This is a genomic window from Stenotrophomonas sp. YJH_SMC_101-4, assembly GCF_059370395.1.
In genome coordinates, this window is record NZ_JCAFTP010000003.1 from 419897 (window position 1) to 435167 (window position 15271).

General features: G+C 68.4%; 12 protein-coding genes. 4 read left to right on the forward strand and 8 right to left on the reverse strand.

Annotated features, from left to right (window positions below; genetic code table 11):
• Positions 1 to 44: 44 nt before the first annotated feature.
• From AC5P8D_RS12795 to AC5P8D_RS12805, 3 genes are all read right to left on the reverse strand, one after another.
• Entirely contained in the window at positions 45 to 761 is a 717-nt protein-coding gene (locus tag AC5P8D_RS12795; protein ID WP_495203380.1) for an ABC transporter substrate-binding protein, read from the reverse strand.
• A 62-nt stretch (positions 762 to 823) separates the two neighbouring features.
• The gene (locus AC5P8D_RS12800) at positions 824 to 2347 is read right to left on the reverse strand and encodes a carotenoid oxygenase family protein (protein ID WP_241874755.1); all 1524 of its coding nucleotides are present in this window, start codon (positions 2345 to 2347) and stop codon (positions 824 to 826) included.
• A gap of 25 nt (positions 2348 to 2372) precedes the next feature.
• On the reverse strand, positions 2373 to 2795 hold the full coding sequence (locus AC5P8D_RS12805; protein WP_010481108.1) for a DUF2141 domain-containing protein: 423 nt from the start codon (positions 2793 to 2795) through the stop codon (positions 2373 to 2375).
• Positions 2796 to 2951: 156 nt separating this feature from the next.
• Between AC5P8D_RS12805 and AC5P8D_RS12810 the strand changes: the two genes are divergently transcribed.
• From AC5P8D_RS12810 to AC5P8D_RS12820, 3 genes are read left to right on the forward strand one after another with little or no spacing between them, the layout of a single operon-like run.
• Positions 2952 to 4052 carry a sensor histidine kinase gene (locus AC5P8D_RS12810; protein ID WP_495203381.1) on the forward strand — a complete coding sequence of 367 codons (1101 nt, stop codon included), beginning with the start codon at positions 2952 to 2954 and terminating at the stop codon, positions 4050 to 4052.
• Entirely contained in the window at positions 4049 to 4687 is a 639-nt protein-coding gene (locus AC5P8D_RS12815) for a response regulator transcription factor (protein ID WP_152609480.1), read from the forward strand. The genes AC5P8D_RS12810 and AC5P8D_RS12815 overlap by 4 nt, the downstream gene beginning before the upstream one ends.
• Before the next feature lie 22 nt (positions 4688 to 4709).
• Positions 4710 to 5081 carry a VOC family protein gene (locus tag AC5P8D_RS12820; protein WP_217014378.1) on the forward strand — a complete coding sequence of 124 codons (372 nt, stop codon included), beginning with the start codon at positions 4710 to 4712 and terminating at the stop codon, positions 5079 to 5081.
• A gap of 65 nt (positions 5082 to 5146) precedes the next feature.
• On the opposite strand, the gene AC5P8D_RS12825 is transcribed toward AC5P8D_RS12820, so the two are convergent.
• Positions 5147 to 5986, reverse strand: a complete 840-nt coding sequence (locus AC5P8D_RS12825; protein ID WP_010481113.1) for an arylamine N-acetyltransferase family protein — start codon at positions 5984 to 5986, stop codon at positions 5147 to 5149.
• Between the two features lie 202 nt (positions 5987 to 6188).
• On the opposite strand from AC5P8D_RS12825, the gene AC5P8D_RS12830 reads away from it, so the two are divergent.
• Complete coding sequence (locus AC5P8D_RS12830; protein ID WP_495203382.1) at positions 6189 to 8729, forward strand: methyl-accepting chemotaxis protein; 2541 nt, start codon at positions 6189 to 6191, stop codon at positions 8727 to 8729.
• A gap of 121 nt (positions 8730 to 8850) precedes the next feature.
• Here AC5P8D_RS12830 and AC5P8D_RS12835 read toward each other — a convergent pair whose 3' ends face one another.
• The 4 genes from AC5P8D_RS12835 to cutA form a co-directional block, all read right to left on the reverse strand.
• Positions 8851 to 11373, reverse strand: a complete 2523-nt coding sequence (locus AC5P8D_RS12835; RefSeq protein WP_495203383.1) for a PepSY domain-containing protein — start codon at positions 11371 to 11373, stop codon at positions 8851 to 8853.
• A gap of 620 nt (positions 11374 to 11993) precedes the next feature.
• Complete coding sequence (locus tag AC5P8D_RS12840; protein WP_495203384.1) at positions 11994 to 12557, reverse strand: TlpA family protein disulfide reductase; 564 nt, start codon at positions 12555 to 12557, stop codon at positions 11994 to 11996.
• Positions 12554 to 14935, reverse strand: coding sequence for a protein-disulfide reductase DsbD family protein (locus AC5P8D_RS12845; protein WP_495203385.1), 2382 nt, complete (start codon positions 14933 to 14935; stop codon positions 12554 to 12556). Before AC5P8D_RS12845 ends, AC5P8D_RS12840 begins: the two co-directional genes overlap by 4 nt.
• Positions 14932 to 15270 (reverse strand): divalent-cation tolerance protein CutA, encoded by a 339-nt coding sequence (cutA, locus tag AC5P8D_RS12850; protein WP_010481118.1) that lies wholly within the window; start codon positions 15268 to 15270, stop codon positions 14932 to 14934. The genes AC5P8D_RS12845 and cutA overlap by 4 nt, the downstream gene beginning before the upstream one ends.
• Position 15271 lies beyond the last annotated feature (1 nt).

The following is a 15271-nucleotide window of genomic DNA, read 5'->3' on the forward strand; positions in this document are numbered from 1 at the left end:
ACTGGTCTTTCGAAGAAGCAGTCGAGCATGGCCCGACTCTACAGTCACCGCACCAGCGTGACTGCCTGCCCGGCACGCGCGAACGCTTCCTCCAGCAACGGGCCTGCCTTGATCGCTTCCACTTCCTCGAACAGCGCCTGCAGCGCGCCGGCCGGGCGTGAGGCCAGCGCCGCCACCGCCTGCTGGATCGCGGTGAAACGGTCGGCCAGCACGCGATGGCCGGGATGCGCCTGTGCCCAGGCCACCAGCGGCTGGCGCACGCCGGCGGCGGCATCCAGACGCTGCTGATCGAACAGGGTGATGGCCGCCGCCGAGGTCTCCGCCCGCTCGATCGTGGCGTTGCGCAGTTCACGGCTCAGGAACAGGTCATAGGCCGCGCCACGCCCTACCGCGATGCGCAGCCCTTCGCGGTCGAGGTCGGCCACCTGCCGCGCAGGGCTGTCCTCGCGAACCAGATAGGTGCCTTCGATCTCCACGTACGGGGCACTGAAGGCGATGCGGTCGGTGCGTGCCGGATCGATGGCCAGGAAAGCCAGGTCCCAGCCGTCTTCGCCCGCTGCGGCAACCACCGAGGCTGCGGCATCGTGGCAGGTGAAGCGTGCCTGCACCCCAATCCGTTGCGCCAATGCGGTAGCCAGTTCCAGCGAGGGGCCGCGCGGTGAGCGCGCATCGCCCTGTGCCAGCACCGGGTTGCCCAGGTTGATCGCCACGCGCAGGAAACCGTGCGGTGCCAGCGTACTTCGATGGTCGGCCAAGGACATGCAGGACTCCACGGGGCAGGGGAGACCCAGCATGCCAACAACGGTGTCCGCGTAGCGTGGACTCAGCCGTGCGCGGCGAAAGTGCCGTGGAAGCCCAGTGGCACCGCATACGGCAGCCAGGCCTGTGCCAGCGGGCCGTCATCCACATGGCGCGCATCCAGCACCGCCAGGCCACTGCGCTTGTTGACCGGGTCAAGCAGGGTGCCGATCAGCCAGCCATCATCAGCTTCTCGGCTGCCGGGGCGCGGTACGAACACATGCTCTTCGGCCATGATGTCCGGCCCGTAGTTCCACCGCTGGCGGCGCCCGCGATCGATGTCGAACGCAGCCACGGCGTTGAAGTACGGTGCGGTGGCCGGGCCGTCGATGGTCGGCGCATACAGCCGTGCGCCACGTGTGTTCGTCGAGCGCGGGTCGAACAACGGGAACTCCACCGCGCTGATGCCCAACGTCTCCCAGCGGGCCTGTCCACGACGCAGGTCCAGATGCAGCTCGACCAGGCTGGCGCCACTGTTGGCCGCATGTGCACCGTCACCGGCCATCGCTTCCTTCATCGGCGAGCGCGCCTCGTTGATGTCGTCATGGCGTACTGCGCGCAGCACGATGCCGCCATCGCGGGTGAACGCGTCGCCGAAGTGATAGATCGCCGCGAACGGGGCCTCGAACCATTGCGCCTTGTCCGGCGCATCCTTGGCGACCACCGCGATACGCACAGGACGCTGCGGTGCGAACTGCATGCGCTCGAAGAAGCTGCCACCTGCGCCGGTGAAATCGAACGGCATCATGACGAACACCAGGTGCTGGTCGGTCATCGCGAAGGCATGCAGGTAGCCATGCTCGGGTGTTTCGATCACATTGGCGCTGCGCAGCTGGCCGTCCGCACCGATGTGCCAGACCAGCAGGCCATGGCCCCCCATCAGGCTGATCGAGCCGAAGTTCCAGAGGCTGCCGTCGCGATCGGTCAGCGGGTGCGCCGAGAACGGCAGCGCGGCCAGGTCCGGGCGCCAGGTGACCGGGCCGAGCGTCTGCAGCGAATCGGGGTCCACTTCGAACGCAGAACCGGATTCGCACAGCGCGAACAGGCGGCCATTGATCATCGTCACCGAGGTGTTGGCCACGTTGGCATCATCGTTGTTGCGTACCGCCAGCGCACCGGGAACGCTGGTGCCGGCAGCCGGATACTGGAAGCGGCCGGCCTTCTGTTCACGGGTGAATTTCGGCGTGGCGACCATGCGCCCGTGATGGGTCAGGCTGCCATCACCATTGAAACGCCAGCCATGCACCATGCCGTCGCCGTCGAACCAGTGGTCGTAGCGGAAGCCATCGCGCTCGGTCCACGCCGGGCCGTTGCGGTACAGCGTACCGGCCAGGCCTGACGGCAGCTTTCCCTGCAGCTGCACGGTGGCCGGGCCGAGGCTTTCGCTGCCGACGCTGCGCCAGCCGAGCAGCCATGGGTGTTCCTGCATACCCTGCGCGAACCGCGCCGGGTCGCCGGCGAAGGCGGGAGCGCTGCGCAGCGCGGTGGCGCCCAGGGCCAGGCAGGCACTGCTGCTGAGCAAGGTACGAAGGAAGCGGCGACGGTCCATGGTGGCCTCGGGTCTGGATGCGGAATCAGCGCAGGGTGATGTCGATGGCGGCGCCAGCGGCTGGCACGTTGACGCGTGCTTCGTCGAAGGTCGGCTTGCGCATCACCTGCGGGTTGTTGCTGAAGCCGTAGCCTTCCACCGGCATGCCGACCAGGTTGGTGTCGAGCTTGCCGTTGTCGTTCTCGTCGTGGGTGAGCAGCACGGCATAGCTGCCGGCCGGTATACCCTTGAACGTGAAGTGAGCGCTGTCGCCGCTGGGCGCCGCCTGCTGGGCCTGCACGGGCTTGGCCTTGCCGTCCCAGGCGGCAGCGCTGTCGACCAGCGCAACGCGCAGGGTGCCGCTCTGCGCGTGGACGTCGTGCACGGTCACGGCCAGGTCGGCGGCGTGGGCACTGGCGGCCAGGGCCAGTGCAGTCAGGGCGGTGCTGAGCAGGGCGGTGCGGATCATGGCAGTGGCTCCGGAAGTGTGTGTGGCGGTGTGGCGCCAGTCTGGGTGGCGCGGTGCACGGGGTTCAGGGCCAGTGGTCATCGATTCGACGTGCCAGAAGTCACTTTCTGCGCTGGACCCATTGCCGCCGGCGTGTGCGGCGGTCAGCATCTGGCCATGCCCAGCCTGTTCCGCCATCTCTTGCGTCCTCTCAGCCTTGCCGGCCTGGTTACCGTGCTGGCGGTGGGCCTGTCGTTCGCTGTACAGCGCAACGGTGCCGGGCTGAGCCTGCTGCTGCTTGCCATGTTCCTGTTGCTGTTCGTGGTGCACGGGTGGGCGTCGATGCCATCCCGCGTGCGCGCCGTCGCTGCGGTGTTGCAGGCGCTGCTGGCGGTTGCGCTGGTTGCGCTGCAGCCACGTACCGGAACTGCTCCGGTGCTGCTGGTGGTGCTGGTCGCACAGCTGGCCGAGCACTGGCCGCCGCGCTTCGTGCTGGGCGTTGCGCTGCTGGCCAACCTGGCGGTGTATGCCGCGCTGCGCCACAGCGGCTTCAGCCAGCCGCTGCTGGTCGTGCTGCTCTATGGCGGCTTCCAGGCCTTCGCCGCACTGACCGCCCACTATGCCCGCAGCACGGCGCTGGCCCGCGATGACCTGGCCCGGGTCAACGCCGACCTGCTGGCTACCCGCGCGCTGCTGGCCGACAGCGCACGCGATGCCGAGCGCCTGCGCCTGGCGCGTGAACTGCACGATGTGGCTGGGCACAAGCTCACCGCGATGCGGCTCAACCTGCGCGCCCTGGCCGCTGACCCAGCACTGGCCGGCCGCGAGGGACTGGTGCTGGTGGAACGGTTGTCCGGCGAGTTGCTGGCCGACATCCGCCAGGTGGTGCAATCGATGCGCGATGATCGCGGCCTCGATCTGGCCACCGCACTGCATGCGCTGGCCGCACCCTTCCCACGACCAAAGCTGCAGCTGCAGATCGGCGACGGGGTGCGCGTGGCTGACCCGTTGATGGCCGAGACCGTGCTGCGGCTGGTGCAGGAAGCCCTGACCAACGCCGCCCGCCACGGCAATGCAGACACCGTCTGGCTGACGATCAGTGAAGAGGATTCCCGGTTGCGTATCGATATCCGCGATGACGGCCAGCGCGCCGAACGCATCCGCGAGGGCAATGGCATCGCCGGCATGCGCGAGCGCCTGGCGGCCGTACAGGGGCGTTTGGAGCTGGCGCGAACCGCACAGGGCGGCATGCACCTGACCGCATGGTTGCCGGCATGAGTGGCGCCGCGATCCGCGTTGCCCTGGCCGATGACCAGGCGCTGGTGCGTGCGGGTCTGCGTGCGCTGCTGCAGGGCCTGGGGGTAGACGTGGTGCTGGAGGCCGAAGAGGGCCAGGCGCTGCTGGACGCGTTGGCTGCCCAGCGCGTGGATGTGGTGCTCAGTGACATCCGCATGCCCGGGATGGACGGCATCGAGGCACTGCGCCAGCTGCGCGCGCGCGGTGATGCCACGCCGTGGCTGCTGCTGACCACCTTCGATGAAAGTGATCTGCTGCTGCGTGCCAGCGAGGCCGGCGCACAAGGCTTCCTGCTCAAGGACGCCGTGCCCGCAGACCTGCGTGAAGCGATCGAGCGCGTCGCCGCGGGTGAAACCCTGCTGTTGCCGGTCAGCACCGAGCCGGTGCGCGCCCGTTACCGCTTCCACGACGAAGCACCGCCCACCGATACCTTCGGGGAACGCGAAGTGGCGATCCTGCGCCTGCTGGCCGGGGGATACAGCAACAAGGAGATCGCGCGCAGCCTGTTCCTGGCCGAAGGCACGGTGAAGAACTACGTGTCGGCCATACTCGACAAGCTGGGCACCCGCGATCGCACCCGTGCAGTACTGAAGGCGATTACCCTGCGCATCATCTGAGTGGACCGAGCAAGGAGTGCCAGTGAACCCGATCCTGCATGTGGAAATCCCGACCAGTGACCTGGACCGGGCCATCACGTTCTACCAGCAATGGCTGCAGGTCGCGGTGGACGAACCTATCGTGCTGCACGACTGCCGGATGGCCTATCTGCCGTTTTCCGATGAGGCCGCCGGTGCCAGCATTGCGCTGGTGCACGGCGCGGACTACCGGCCCTCCGAGCAGGGCGCGCGCATCTACATCGGCGTCGATGACCTGGATGCGAGCCTCGACCGTGCACTGCAATCGGGAGCTGAGCTGCGCTTCGGCCCGGCCGATGCGGGTGACTGGCGTGTGGCCGAGATCCGCGACAGCGAAGGCAACCGTATCGCGCTGCAGGCGCGCGCAGCTCTGTAGAGCCGAGCCCACGCTCGGCTGCTGTTGGCCCAGCCGCTCCAGCTCAGCCGAGCATGGGCTCGGCCCTACAAGGTCGCGGCGCGCGAGCGCTGCAGCCAGTCATTGATGGCCGGGTCCAGTCGCGGGTCGTCCGGCAGCTGCATGCCGAAGCGCTGCTGCAGCACGTCACGCACATCACCCACATCATGCAGCGGGCGCTTGTCCGGCGCCTGCCCGGGGCGGTACTCGGTGTAGTTGCCGCTGCCGATGGTACGGCGCCAGTCCGGTCCGGTCAGCGACACGCGTAGCTGGCCCGGGAAGCTGGAATCGGGGTGGGTGCATACGTACCAGTTGCCAACCACGTTGTCGATCGGTGCAGGCGCCTGCAGATCGAAGCGGTACATCGCCCGCCAGCCGTCGCTGGATTCGGCTGACAGCACGAAGTCGCCCTCGTCAGGCAGACGCTGCAGCAGATAGCGCTCATGCGGCGTGGCCTGCGGCTGCGCATCGTGCAGGCGCAGCGGTACGGTCGGGGTCAGGCTGCCGAATCCGGCATCCACCAGCCAGTCGTCCCCATCCACATGCACGCGCAGCAGCAGATGGGTACGCGCGGTCAGTTCGCCGTCATGCGCTGCCAGCAGCACGCGCGCACTCAGCGGCTGCGCATCAAAGCCCAGTGCCTGCAGCAGGGCCAGCAGGCCGCCATTGAGTTCGAAGCAGTACCCACCGCGGCGGTCGTCAAGCAGCTTGCGTTGCACGCTGTCCAGGTCGATCGGCACCGCGTCGCGCAGCAGGCAGCTGAGGGTCTCGAAGGGCAGCAGTGCGTTGTGGCGCTGCTGCAGCAGGGTCAGGCCGGCCAGGGTCCGCGGTGGCGGCGCATCCAGCTGCAGGCGTTGCAGGTAGCGGGGGATATCGAGCGTCGTCATGGAGGCACCGGGCGGGGAGGAACGTCCACTGTGCTCCCCCAACCGGGGTTGAGGTCAAGCGCGGCGCCCGTGTCATGCCCCCGTCGCTTGCACCCTGTACAAAGGCCGCGTCCACCCGCGACGGGGGGACCCGGACGAAGAAGGCGCTAAAGTTGCCCTGAATCCGGCCGATACAGGTGCGTCTTTCCGCCTGGAGTCTGTCATGTCGGCCGTTGTCCCCCACCTCCGGTCCCTGCGCACGCGCCTTGCCGCGTTGCACTCGGCGTCCCCCGGCCTGCTGCGCTGGCTGCAGCCGCATCGGCTCAGCGTGGCCAACAAGCTCAAGGCGACCCTGTGGGTCTGTGGCCTGGGCCTGGTCGCGATCGCCGCTGTCTACGCCTGGACCGGCCATGCCAACGCACTGGCTGCGCGCAGCCAGGCCAGCTACCAGCGCGGCAGCGATCTGGCCGCCAGCCTGTCCACGCGGGTGGCCGAAGCGCGTCGCCTGCAGACCCAGTATGCACGCAGTTTCGATGATGCCGACCGCGCGCAGCTGCTGGCCACGCAGAAGGCACTGCAGGTCGATCTGCAGGCGCTGCGCGCGACGCCGATGGATACTGGCCGGCGCAAGGCCCTGCAGGCGCTGACCGAAGCCGCCGACGCGTTCTCGCAGGGTGTGGCTGCCCTGTTCGAACGTGTCGACGAGATGGGTCGCGGTGATGCCGGCCTCGCCGCGCAGCTGCAGCAGGCCGCCGATACCCTGCAGGTACAGGTGGACGCGCTGCAGCGGCCGCCACTGGCGCTGTCCCTGCAGAAGATGCGAAGGCAGGAGGCACTGCTGCTGCTCGACGGTGATTCCACCCACGCCGACCGTGCCAGCGAGGAGAAGCTGCCGTTCGATCTCGCGCTGGCCGGCCTGCCTACCGATGTGCAGGATGCCTTGCGCGGCGGGATGGAGGGCTATCAGGGCGCCCTGCTGGGTTACACCGCCGCCCGCGTCGGCTTGGACGTGGAGGCGCAGTCGCTGCTGGATACCGCTGCTGGCGTAGCGCCGGCGCTGGCTGCCTTCCAGCAGGCGCAGGTGGCGGCGCTGGCCAAGGCGCAGGCGCGCCAGCAGGCCGGCGCGCGCACGATGAGCGTGCTGTTCGCACTGACCCTGCTGCTGGTGGCCGGCGTGCTGATCACCAGCCTGGTGCTGGTGCTGCGTGCGGTGCGCCAGCCGATCCAGGACACCCTGCGTTTCGCCAGCGATATCGCTGACGACCGCCTCGACACCACCCTGCGCGTCTACAACGCCAACGATGAGATCGGCCAGCTGGCCCAGCGCCTGGTCGACATGCAGCAGCGCCTGCGCGCGCGCATCGAGACCGAGCGTGCCGTGGCGCGCGGCAATACCCGCGTGCGCCAGGCCTTGGACAGCGCGCAGACCGGCCTGATGGTGATTGATGCGGAAGGGCAGGTCGCCTACGCCAATCCGGCGCTGCTGGAGCAGCTTGACCTCCGGGTTGAAGATCTGGTGGCGAGCGATGCGGTGCGCCTGCATCCGGCACTGGCCAGCCTGGCCGGCGTGCGCCAGCGCGAGGAGCGCGAGATCGGCCATGCAGGGGTGCGCTACCAGCTGATTGCCAACGCCATCATCGACGAAGGTCAGTTCCTTGGTGTGGCGGTGGAGTGGCGCAGCCGTGCGCTGGAAACCCTGTTGGAAACCGAAGTGGCCGCACTGGTCGACGCCGCCGCACATGGCGACCTGCACGGGCGCATCGCGCTGGAGGGAAAGCAGGGCTTTGTGCGTACGTTGTCGACCAGCATCAATCGCCTGTTGACCACCTTCGAGACCAACCTCGGCGATCTGCAGGCGCTTCTGGCCGCGCTGGCCCGCGGCGACCTCAGCGTGCGCATGGAAGGTGAGCTGCAGGGCGTGTTCGCACGCATGCGCGACGATGCCAACGCCACCGTCGCGCAACTGGGCCGCATCGTCACCCGCATCCAGCACGCCACCTCCAGCCTGGATACCGGCGTTGGCGAGATCGTTGCCGGTCACCATGACCTGTCGCAGCGCACCGAACAGCAGGCGGCCAACCTGGAAGAGACGGCAGCGTCGATGCACGAGCTGACCGACACAGTCGGTCGCAATGCCGATGCCGCGGGGCGTGCCGACGTGCTGGTCAAGGGCGCGGCGGCAGTGGCCCAGCGCGGTGGCGAGGCCGTTGGCCAGGTGGTCGCGACCATGCAGGGCATCAGTGAAGCCTCGCGACGGATCGGCGACATCACCCAGCTGATCGACGGCATCGCTTTCCAGACCAACATCCTCGCGTTGAATGCTGCGGTGGAAGCCGCGCGCGCGGGTGAGCAGGGCCGCAGCTTCGCCGTGGTGGCCGCAGAAGTGCGCCTGCTGGCACAACGCAGCGCGGAGGCGGCCAAGCAGATCAAGGGTCTGATCGAGGATTCGGTGGCGCGTGTGGGCCAGGGCAACCAGCAGGCCGAACAGGCCGGCACCACGATGGGCGAGATTGTCGGCAGCGTGCAGCAACTGGCGGATCTGCTGGCCGGTATCCGCAGCGCGTCGAAGGACCAGCATGCCGGCATCGCCCAGGTGAACCAGACCATCGTGCAGATGGAAGCCAGTACCCAGCGCAATGCCAGCCTGGTGGAAGAGGCCGGTGCCTCGACGGCGCAGATGCAGGCGCAGGTGCATGCGCTGGCGGAAGCCGTTGGCGCGTTCCGGCTGCAGTCGATGCCACAGGCGCGCGCTGCGGCGGCCTAGCCTGCGGTTCCTTGTCGGCTGGCGGGGAATCAGCCGAGCGTAGGCTCGGCTCTACATCAGCTGCAGGAACACTGTAGAGCCGAGCCCATGCTCGGCTCACGCCAGCGTTCGGAGGCAGGAATCAATACACGTCGCGACGGTAGCGCCCGGTCTCCAGTAGCGTTTCCACAACATCATCGCCCAGCGCAGCGCGCAGCACCTGGTCCACGCCTTCAGCCATGCCCTGCAGCGAACCGCACACGTGGATGACTGCACCACGCTGCATCCAGTCGCGCAGGGCATCGGCCGCCGCACGCAGGTGATCCTGCACGTAACCACCTTCGCCATCGCGCGAGAACGCCAGGTCCACCCGCGCGAGATGGCCATCGGCCTGCCACGCTTCGATCTCATCGGCGAACAGGAAGTCATGCGCGCGCTGGCGTTCGCCGAACAGCAGCCAGTGCCCGTGCTCACCTGCATGCGCGGCTTCGCGCAACAGGCTGCGCAGGCCCGCGATGCCGGTGCCATTGCCGATCAGCACCATCGGTGCACCGGCGACGCGGTGGAACCCGGGATTGCGGTGCACGCGGGCGACGATGCTGGCACCGATCGGTGCATGCAGCGACAGCCAGCCCGAGCCGAGCCCGGCGCGGCCCGTGTCGTCGTGCACCAGTCGCACCACCAGTTCCACCGCGCCATCCTCGGTGCACGAGGCGATGGAATATTCGCGTCCGGGCAGCATCGGCAGCCCTGCCAGCCACAGGCACGGATCCTGTACCGCCAGCGCAGCATCGGCATCCGGCAGTTCGCGTTCGCTGGCCAGCGCCAACAGCGTGCGCGGCTGGCCGTCGATCAGCAGTGGCTGCAGGGGATCCAGCCCATGTGCCTTCAGCACCGCGCCGGCATGCCGCGCATTGTGACGGGGCGCGATATGCAGGATGTCGCCCGCCTGCCACTGCACCTCGGCCGGGGCCGCAAGACGGATGCGCCAGATCGCACCGCCGATGCTGCCTGGATTGAGGCGGTCGCGGCCGAGCAGGCGCCAGTCATGCATCTGCGTGGCGGCCGGCAGCACGCTGTCATCGGTGGCGATGCCGGTCAGCGCGCCCAGCTGCAGCTGCCATTGGCGCAGCGCCGCGACCGAGGCGGCATCGACTTCGATGCGGTCGAACAACGGGCGCGCGCCGTTGCCGAGCAGCCAGCCATCAACCTGGCGGCCGAAGCCGCAGTAGTGCGGGTACTGTCGATCACCCAGCGCCAGCAGTCCAAACTGCAGGCCTGACAGGTCGAGTGTCTGTGCCATCAGCCGTCGTGCAGCACCTCGCGCCGCATCCGGTGGTTCGCCATCGCCGAAGGTGCTCAGTACCAACAGCGCCTGCGCGGTGCGTGCCAGCTGCACGGCATCGACGCGGGCCAGCGGCAGCACCTGCACCGCATGACCGGATGCCTGCAGCTGCGCGGCTGCGCGCCATGCGAGTTGTTCGCCCAGTCCGCTCTGGCTGGCATGCACCACCAGCCACGGCGTGCCACCGCCATCGGCAGGCGTTGCTGGCAGCGACTGGCGCAGGCCACGCGCAGCGCGCTGGCTGCGTCGGCGGTCCAGATAGAGCATCCAGCCGGTGATGAAGAACAGGCTCATGCCCAAACTGCTGAGCATCACCACGACACGCCCGGGCACGCCGAAGTAGCTGCCCGAGTGGAGCGCGAACACGCTGGTGGCCAGCTGCGCGCCGACGCCCTGGCGTGCATAGGGGCGGGCATCGAGCGTGGCACCCGTGCCTGGGTCGAGCTGCAGCAGATCATGCGCGCGGTCATGCTGGCCGCCGCGCTGCGACGGATCACCGGCCATCACGCGTACATTCAGTGCCTGCCCGGGCTTCTCCGGCAGGCGCAGGTCGATGTAGCCGGTGCGCACGCCGGGCAGTGCGTACAGCGTGGCTTCGACGCGTTCCAGGTTCAGGGCGGCGCCGGTGGCGATCTTGTGCTTGGCGGCCGGTGCGACGCCAAGCAGGGTGTTGGCGGCGCTGCGATACCAGTCGAAGGACCACCACAGGCCGGTCAGCGCACTCATCAGGTAGATCAGCAGCACCCACGTGCCGACCACCGAGTGCAGGCTCCACAGGAAGCCACGGCCGCTGCGCTTCCATTCCACCGCCAACCAGCTGCGCCAGTGCCACCAGCGCCGCGGCCAGCGCAGATAGAGGCCGGACAGGGTGAAGAACAGCAGGGCGATCGCACAGCTGCCGGTGATCCATTTGCCGCGCTCGCCGGCGGCGAGGTGGCGATGCAGGTCCTCGACGAAATCGAAGAACGCCTGCCCGCGCAGGGCGCTGAATCGCTCGCCGCTGTACGGATCGAAGTAGACCCAGTGTTCCTTGCCACCGGCGAAGCGTGCCACCGAGGGCCGCAGCCCGGTGGCATCCACGCGCAGGCGCTGCAGGGGGCGATTACTGTCGGCCTGCAGCAGCGGCACCAGCTCGCTCAGTTCAAGCGGAAGCTGACCGTCGGCATGGTGCTCGGCAATCTCGGCGAAACCGGGATTGGCCGCCCGCAGCAGTTCGTCCTCGAAGGACAGCACGGCGCCGCTGAGGCCCATCACGGCCAGTACGGCGCCGGCGGTGATGCCCAGCAGCCAGTGCAGTTGGAACAGGACGTTCTTGAACATCGAAGGAGGAGGGCCAGGAAGGCTGCCGCCCGCATCCTGCGCAACAGCAAATGAGAATTAGTCGCGGAATTCTCCGTGGCGGACGGGCTACGGTCAAGGAGGGTTTTGTTGCAGGGCTTTGCAGCCCTGCACCCGCTACAAGCCGGAGCAACGTCAACGTCAAAAGCTGGCTTTCCGTGGGTTGGCGGGGTGGGTCCGGTTGAGGGGGTGTCCGCGGCATGGATGCCGTGGCCAAGGCTACAGGGACGTACTTGCGCCGTCCCCCTCAACCGGACCCACCCCGCCTTCGACAGTTTCCTGCGATCTGTCGGAACGGCGTTCTGCTTTGGTGGGTGCCGACCGTTGGTCGGCACGGGGTCTGATTCCGTTCTGAATATCGATATCTGACAGATGTGTCGACCAAGGTCGACACCTACCAACAGCCGCGAAGATCTGTCAGAGGTGGGGCGGTGTCGGAGTGCGGGGTGTCAGCCGCATGGATGCGGCTGCCAAGCTTACAGGGACGTACTTGCAGCGTCCCCGCACTCCGACATCGCCCCGCCAACCCGCGGAACGCCCGCTTTGGCTGTTGGCGTTGCATTGAGCCGGGTGCAGGGCTGCAAGCCCTGCAAAAACCCCCCTCACTTCACCCAGCTGTCGATCTCGCCGTGGGCGAATGGTCCCAGCTTTGCCTTCACCAGCCGCCCTTGTGCATCGAACAGCACGCTGTAGGGAAGCAGGCCCTGTGTATTGCCCAGCTGCACGCTGGCATCGCGCGGCCCCGGGGTCTCGATCACGATCGGGTAATCCACCGGGACACGCTGCAGGAAACCGCGCACGTCTTCCGGGGTATCCAGTGCCAGGCCCAGCACCTGCACGCCGTTGTCGCCCTGGGCATGGGCGAAGCGGGCAAGCTCCGGCATTTCTTCCACGCACGGAGCGCACCAGCTGGCCCAGACATTGATCAACAGCGGGCGACCGGCAGCGTGCTGGCGCAGGTCCAGCGGCCGGCCTTCAAGATCGGGCAGCGACAAGGCGGGCAGGCTGTCGCCAACCTGCAGGACCGGCGCCGCGGCCGCACCGGCAGGCTCCGCCGGCACGGCCTCAGGCGTCACCGGCGCCGGTGCCAATCGATGCCCGGCCCACAGTCCAAGGCCGGCGGCCAGCACCGCTGTCCACAGCAGCGCTGGCCGTTGCCACTTCATCGTGCGGTGCGCAGCAGCGCTTCCTCGACCACCGCCTGGGTCAGCAGGGTCGGCAGCACGGTCGGCGGCGCGCCGGGGCCATACACCACGTACAGCGGCACGCCCACGGCCTTGTGCTCTTCCAGGAACGTGGTGATCTGCGGATCGACGTTGGTGTAGTCCCCGCGCATGTACACCGCGTTGGTGCGCTTGAGCAGTTCCTTGAACTCCGGCCGCGACAGCACGGCGCGCTCGTTGGCCTTGCAGCTCACGCACCAGTCCGCGGTCATGTTCACGAACACCACGCGCTTGTCAGCACGCAGGCGGTCCAGCAGTTGCGGCGAGTATTCGACCATGTTGTCGGTGGCCGCCTGCGCGGCGCGCGCCGGCGGTGCCAGCTGGGTCACGCCCCAGGCCGGAACCAGTGCGCCGATCGCCAGCAGCACACCCAGCAGGGTGACGGCGCGCGAGCCGGTCCAGCGGTTGCGCTCGAATAGCCACAGGCCGAAGGCCAGCAGCAGCAGGCCACCCAGCACCAGCGCCATGCCGTCCACGCCACGCTGCTTGCCCAGCACCCACAGCAGCCACAGCGCGGTGGCGTACATCGGGAAGGCCAGCACGTGCTTGAGCGTCTCCATCCACGGGCCCGGCTTGGGCAGGCGGCGCGCCAGTGCCGGCACGAAGCCGATCAGCAGGAACGGCAGCGCCAGGCCCAGGCCGAGGAACAGGAACACGGTCATCGCCTTCAGCGGCGGGGCAATGAACGCGTAGGCGATCGCGCCGCCCATGAACGGGCCGACGCAGGCACTGCCGACCACGCAGGCCAGCGCACCGGTGAAGAAGTCACCGGCCGGGCCACTGCGGCTGGCCAGCGACTGGCCCAGGTTGCCGATACCACCGCCGAGGGTGAATACGCCGGACAGGCTCAGGCCCACCGCGAACATGATGTAGGCCAGCACCGCCACCACGCCCGGGTGCTGCAGCTGGAAGCCGATGCCGACGGCGTTGCCGATCGCGCGCAGGCCGACCATCAACGCGCCGATCACCGCGAACGCGACCAGTACGCCCAACGTGTACCAGAGGGCGTGGCTGCGCGCGCGCTGCGGGCTTTCGCCACTCTGCGCCAGGCTCAGCACCTTCAGCGAGAGGATCGGCAGCACGCAGGGCATCAGGTTCAGTACCAGGCCACCGGCCAGGGCCAGCAGCAGCACCCAAACGAACGAACGGTCCGGATTCGGCGTGGTCGCCGGTGGGCGCGTGCGCAGGGCGTTGTCACCGCGCGCATCGGCAGCGAACTCATTGCCGTTTTCGGCGCCTGCAACGGCCGGGGTGCTGGCATCCGTATTGGGCACCGTCGGCAGCAGGCGCAACGGGGCGCCGTTGGCGGCTTCGCGTGGTGCGCCGCTGGCGGTAGGCAGCGGACTGATCACCTCGTTGCGCGGCGGCGACTGATCGGTGCTGGCGTTGATCTTGCCGGCCGGGATCGACAGCTTCACCCGGCGGGTCATCGGCGGGTAACAGATGCCATCGGTCTGGCAGCCCTGGAAAGTCACCACCAGGGTGCTGTCGACCGCATCGGCGACGGCGCGGCGCAGCGGCAGCGGCACTTCCACCTGGTTGAAGTAGACCGAGACATCGCCGAAATGCTCGTCGCGATGCGACTGTGCGGCCGGCCAGCGCAGCTTGTCGGCCAGCACGCCGGTGCTGCCGTCCAGCTTCACTGAAGTGCGGTCGCGATACAGGTAGTAGCCCGGCGCCGGGCTGAAGCGCAGCAGCAGGGTGTTGCCGTCACTGGCGATGGCGTCGAAGCCGAACGCCTGCTCCGAAGGAAGCGGCAGCGCCTGGCTGTTGCTGGCGGCACCCGGCAGGCGCAGGCCGCCGCTGTTGCCGGCACCGGCCAGCGGGTTGTTGAACGGGCTGGCGGCACCGGCACGCGCGGCAGGGGCCGCGGCCTGTGCGCCGCTACCGGGCAGGGTGACCTGCACCACGCGCTTCTGCGGCGGGTAGCAGACACCGGCATCGGCGCAGCCTTGGTAACGCACTTCCAGGCTGATGGTGCCGGCGGCGTCGGTCGGCGTGCCGGGCAGGGTGGCCTGCAGGCGTTCGCGATAGGTTTCGACTTCGCCGAAGAAATCGTCGTGGTGCTTGTCGCCCTTGGGCATCTGCAGCGCGCCGGCGTTGAACGCCGGATCAGCCTTGACGCTGGTGCGGTGGCGATACAGGTAGTAGCCGGGTGCGATCTTGAACTGCAGTTGCACCTGGCCGCGCTCGGGGGCGGTGGCGGTCAGCGCGAACGCCTGGTCCACCGGCAGCAGGTCCTTCTCATCCAGGGCGAAGGCGGGCAGCGAGAGCCACATCAGGGCGCACAAGGCGGCGCCACGCGCAAACAGAGTCTTCAATCAGTGTCCTCCCGGGTCTGTGCCCGGATCCAGTCCAGATACGCCGGCAGGCCGGCCCGGGTTTCGACCGCGATGCACTCCGGGAGTTCATACGGATGCAGTTCGACGATCCGGGCAATCGCGTCATCGACGCGGCTTGCGGTGGTCTTCACCAGCAGTTGCAGCTCGGCGTCGGTGGTCACCTCGCCCTGCCAGCGGTAGGTCGACTGCGCGCCATCGAGGCGGGTCACGCACGCGGCCAGGCGCTCGCCGACCAGCGCGTGCGCGATGCGCTCGGCACTGGCCCGGTCCGGGCAGGTGGTCAACAGCAGCAGGACGGGATCGACGGTCGACATG

What these genes read in the sequence shown, in the direction of transcription:
- AC5P8D_RS12795 (WP_495203380.1), bottom strand. Translation starts at nt 761, where the DNA reads ATGTCCTTGGCCGACCATCGAAGTACGCTGGCACCGCACGGTTTCCTG.
- AC5P8D_RS12800 (WP_241874755.1), bottom strand. Translation starts at nt 2,347, where the DNA reads ATGGACCGTCGCCGCTTCCTTCGTACCTTGCTCAGCAGCAGTGCCTGC.
- AC5P8D_RS12805 (WP_010481108.1), bottom strand. Translation starts at nt 2,795, where the DNA reads ATGATCCGCACCGCCCTGCTCAGCACCGCCCTGACTGCACTGGCCCTG.
- AC5P8D_RS12810 (WP_495203381.1), top strand. Translation starts at nt 2,952, where the DNA reads ATGCCCAGCCTGTTCCGCCATCTCTTGCGTCCTCTCAGCCTTGCCGGC.
- AC5P8D_RS12815 (WP_152609480.1), top strand. Translation starts at nt 4,049, where the DNA reads ATGAGTGGCGCCGCGATCCGCGTTGCCCTGGCCGATGACCAGGCGCTG.
- AC5P8D_RS12825 (WP_010481113.1), bottom strand. Translation starts at nt 5,986, where the DNA reads ATGACGACGCTCGATATCCCCCGCTACCTGCAACGCCTGCAGCTGGAT.
- AC5P8D_RS12830 (WP_495203382.1), top strand. Translation starts at nt 6,189, where the DNA reads ATGTCGGCCGTTGTCCCCCACCTCCGGTCCCTGCGCACGCGCCTTGCC.
- AC5P8D_RS12835 (WP_495203383.1), bottom strand. Translation starts at nt 11,373, where the DNA reads ATGTTCAAGAACGTCCTGTTCCAACTGCACTGGCTGCTGGGCATCACC.
- AC5P8D_RS12840 (WP_495203384.1), bottom strand. Translation starts at nt 12,557, where the DNA reads ATGAAGTGGCAACGGCCAGCGCTGCTGTGGACAGCGGTGCTGGCCGCC.
- cutA (WP_010481118.1), bottom strand. Translation starts at nt 15,270, where the DNA reads ATGTCGACCGTCGATCCCGTCCTGCTGCTGTTGACCACCTGCCCGGAC.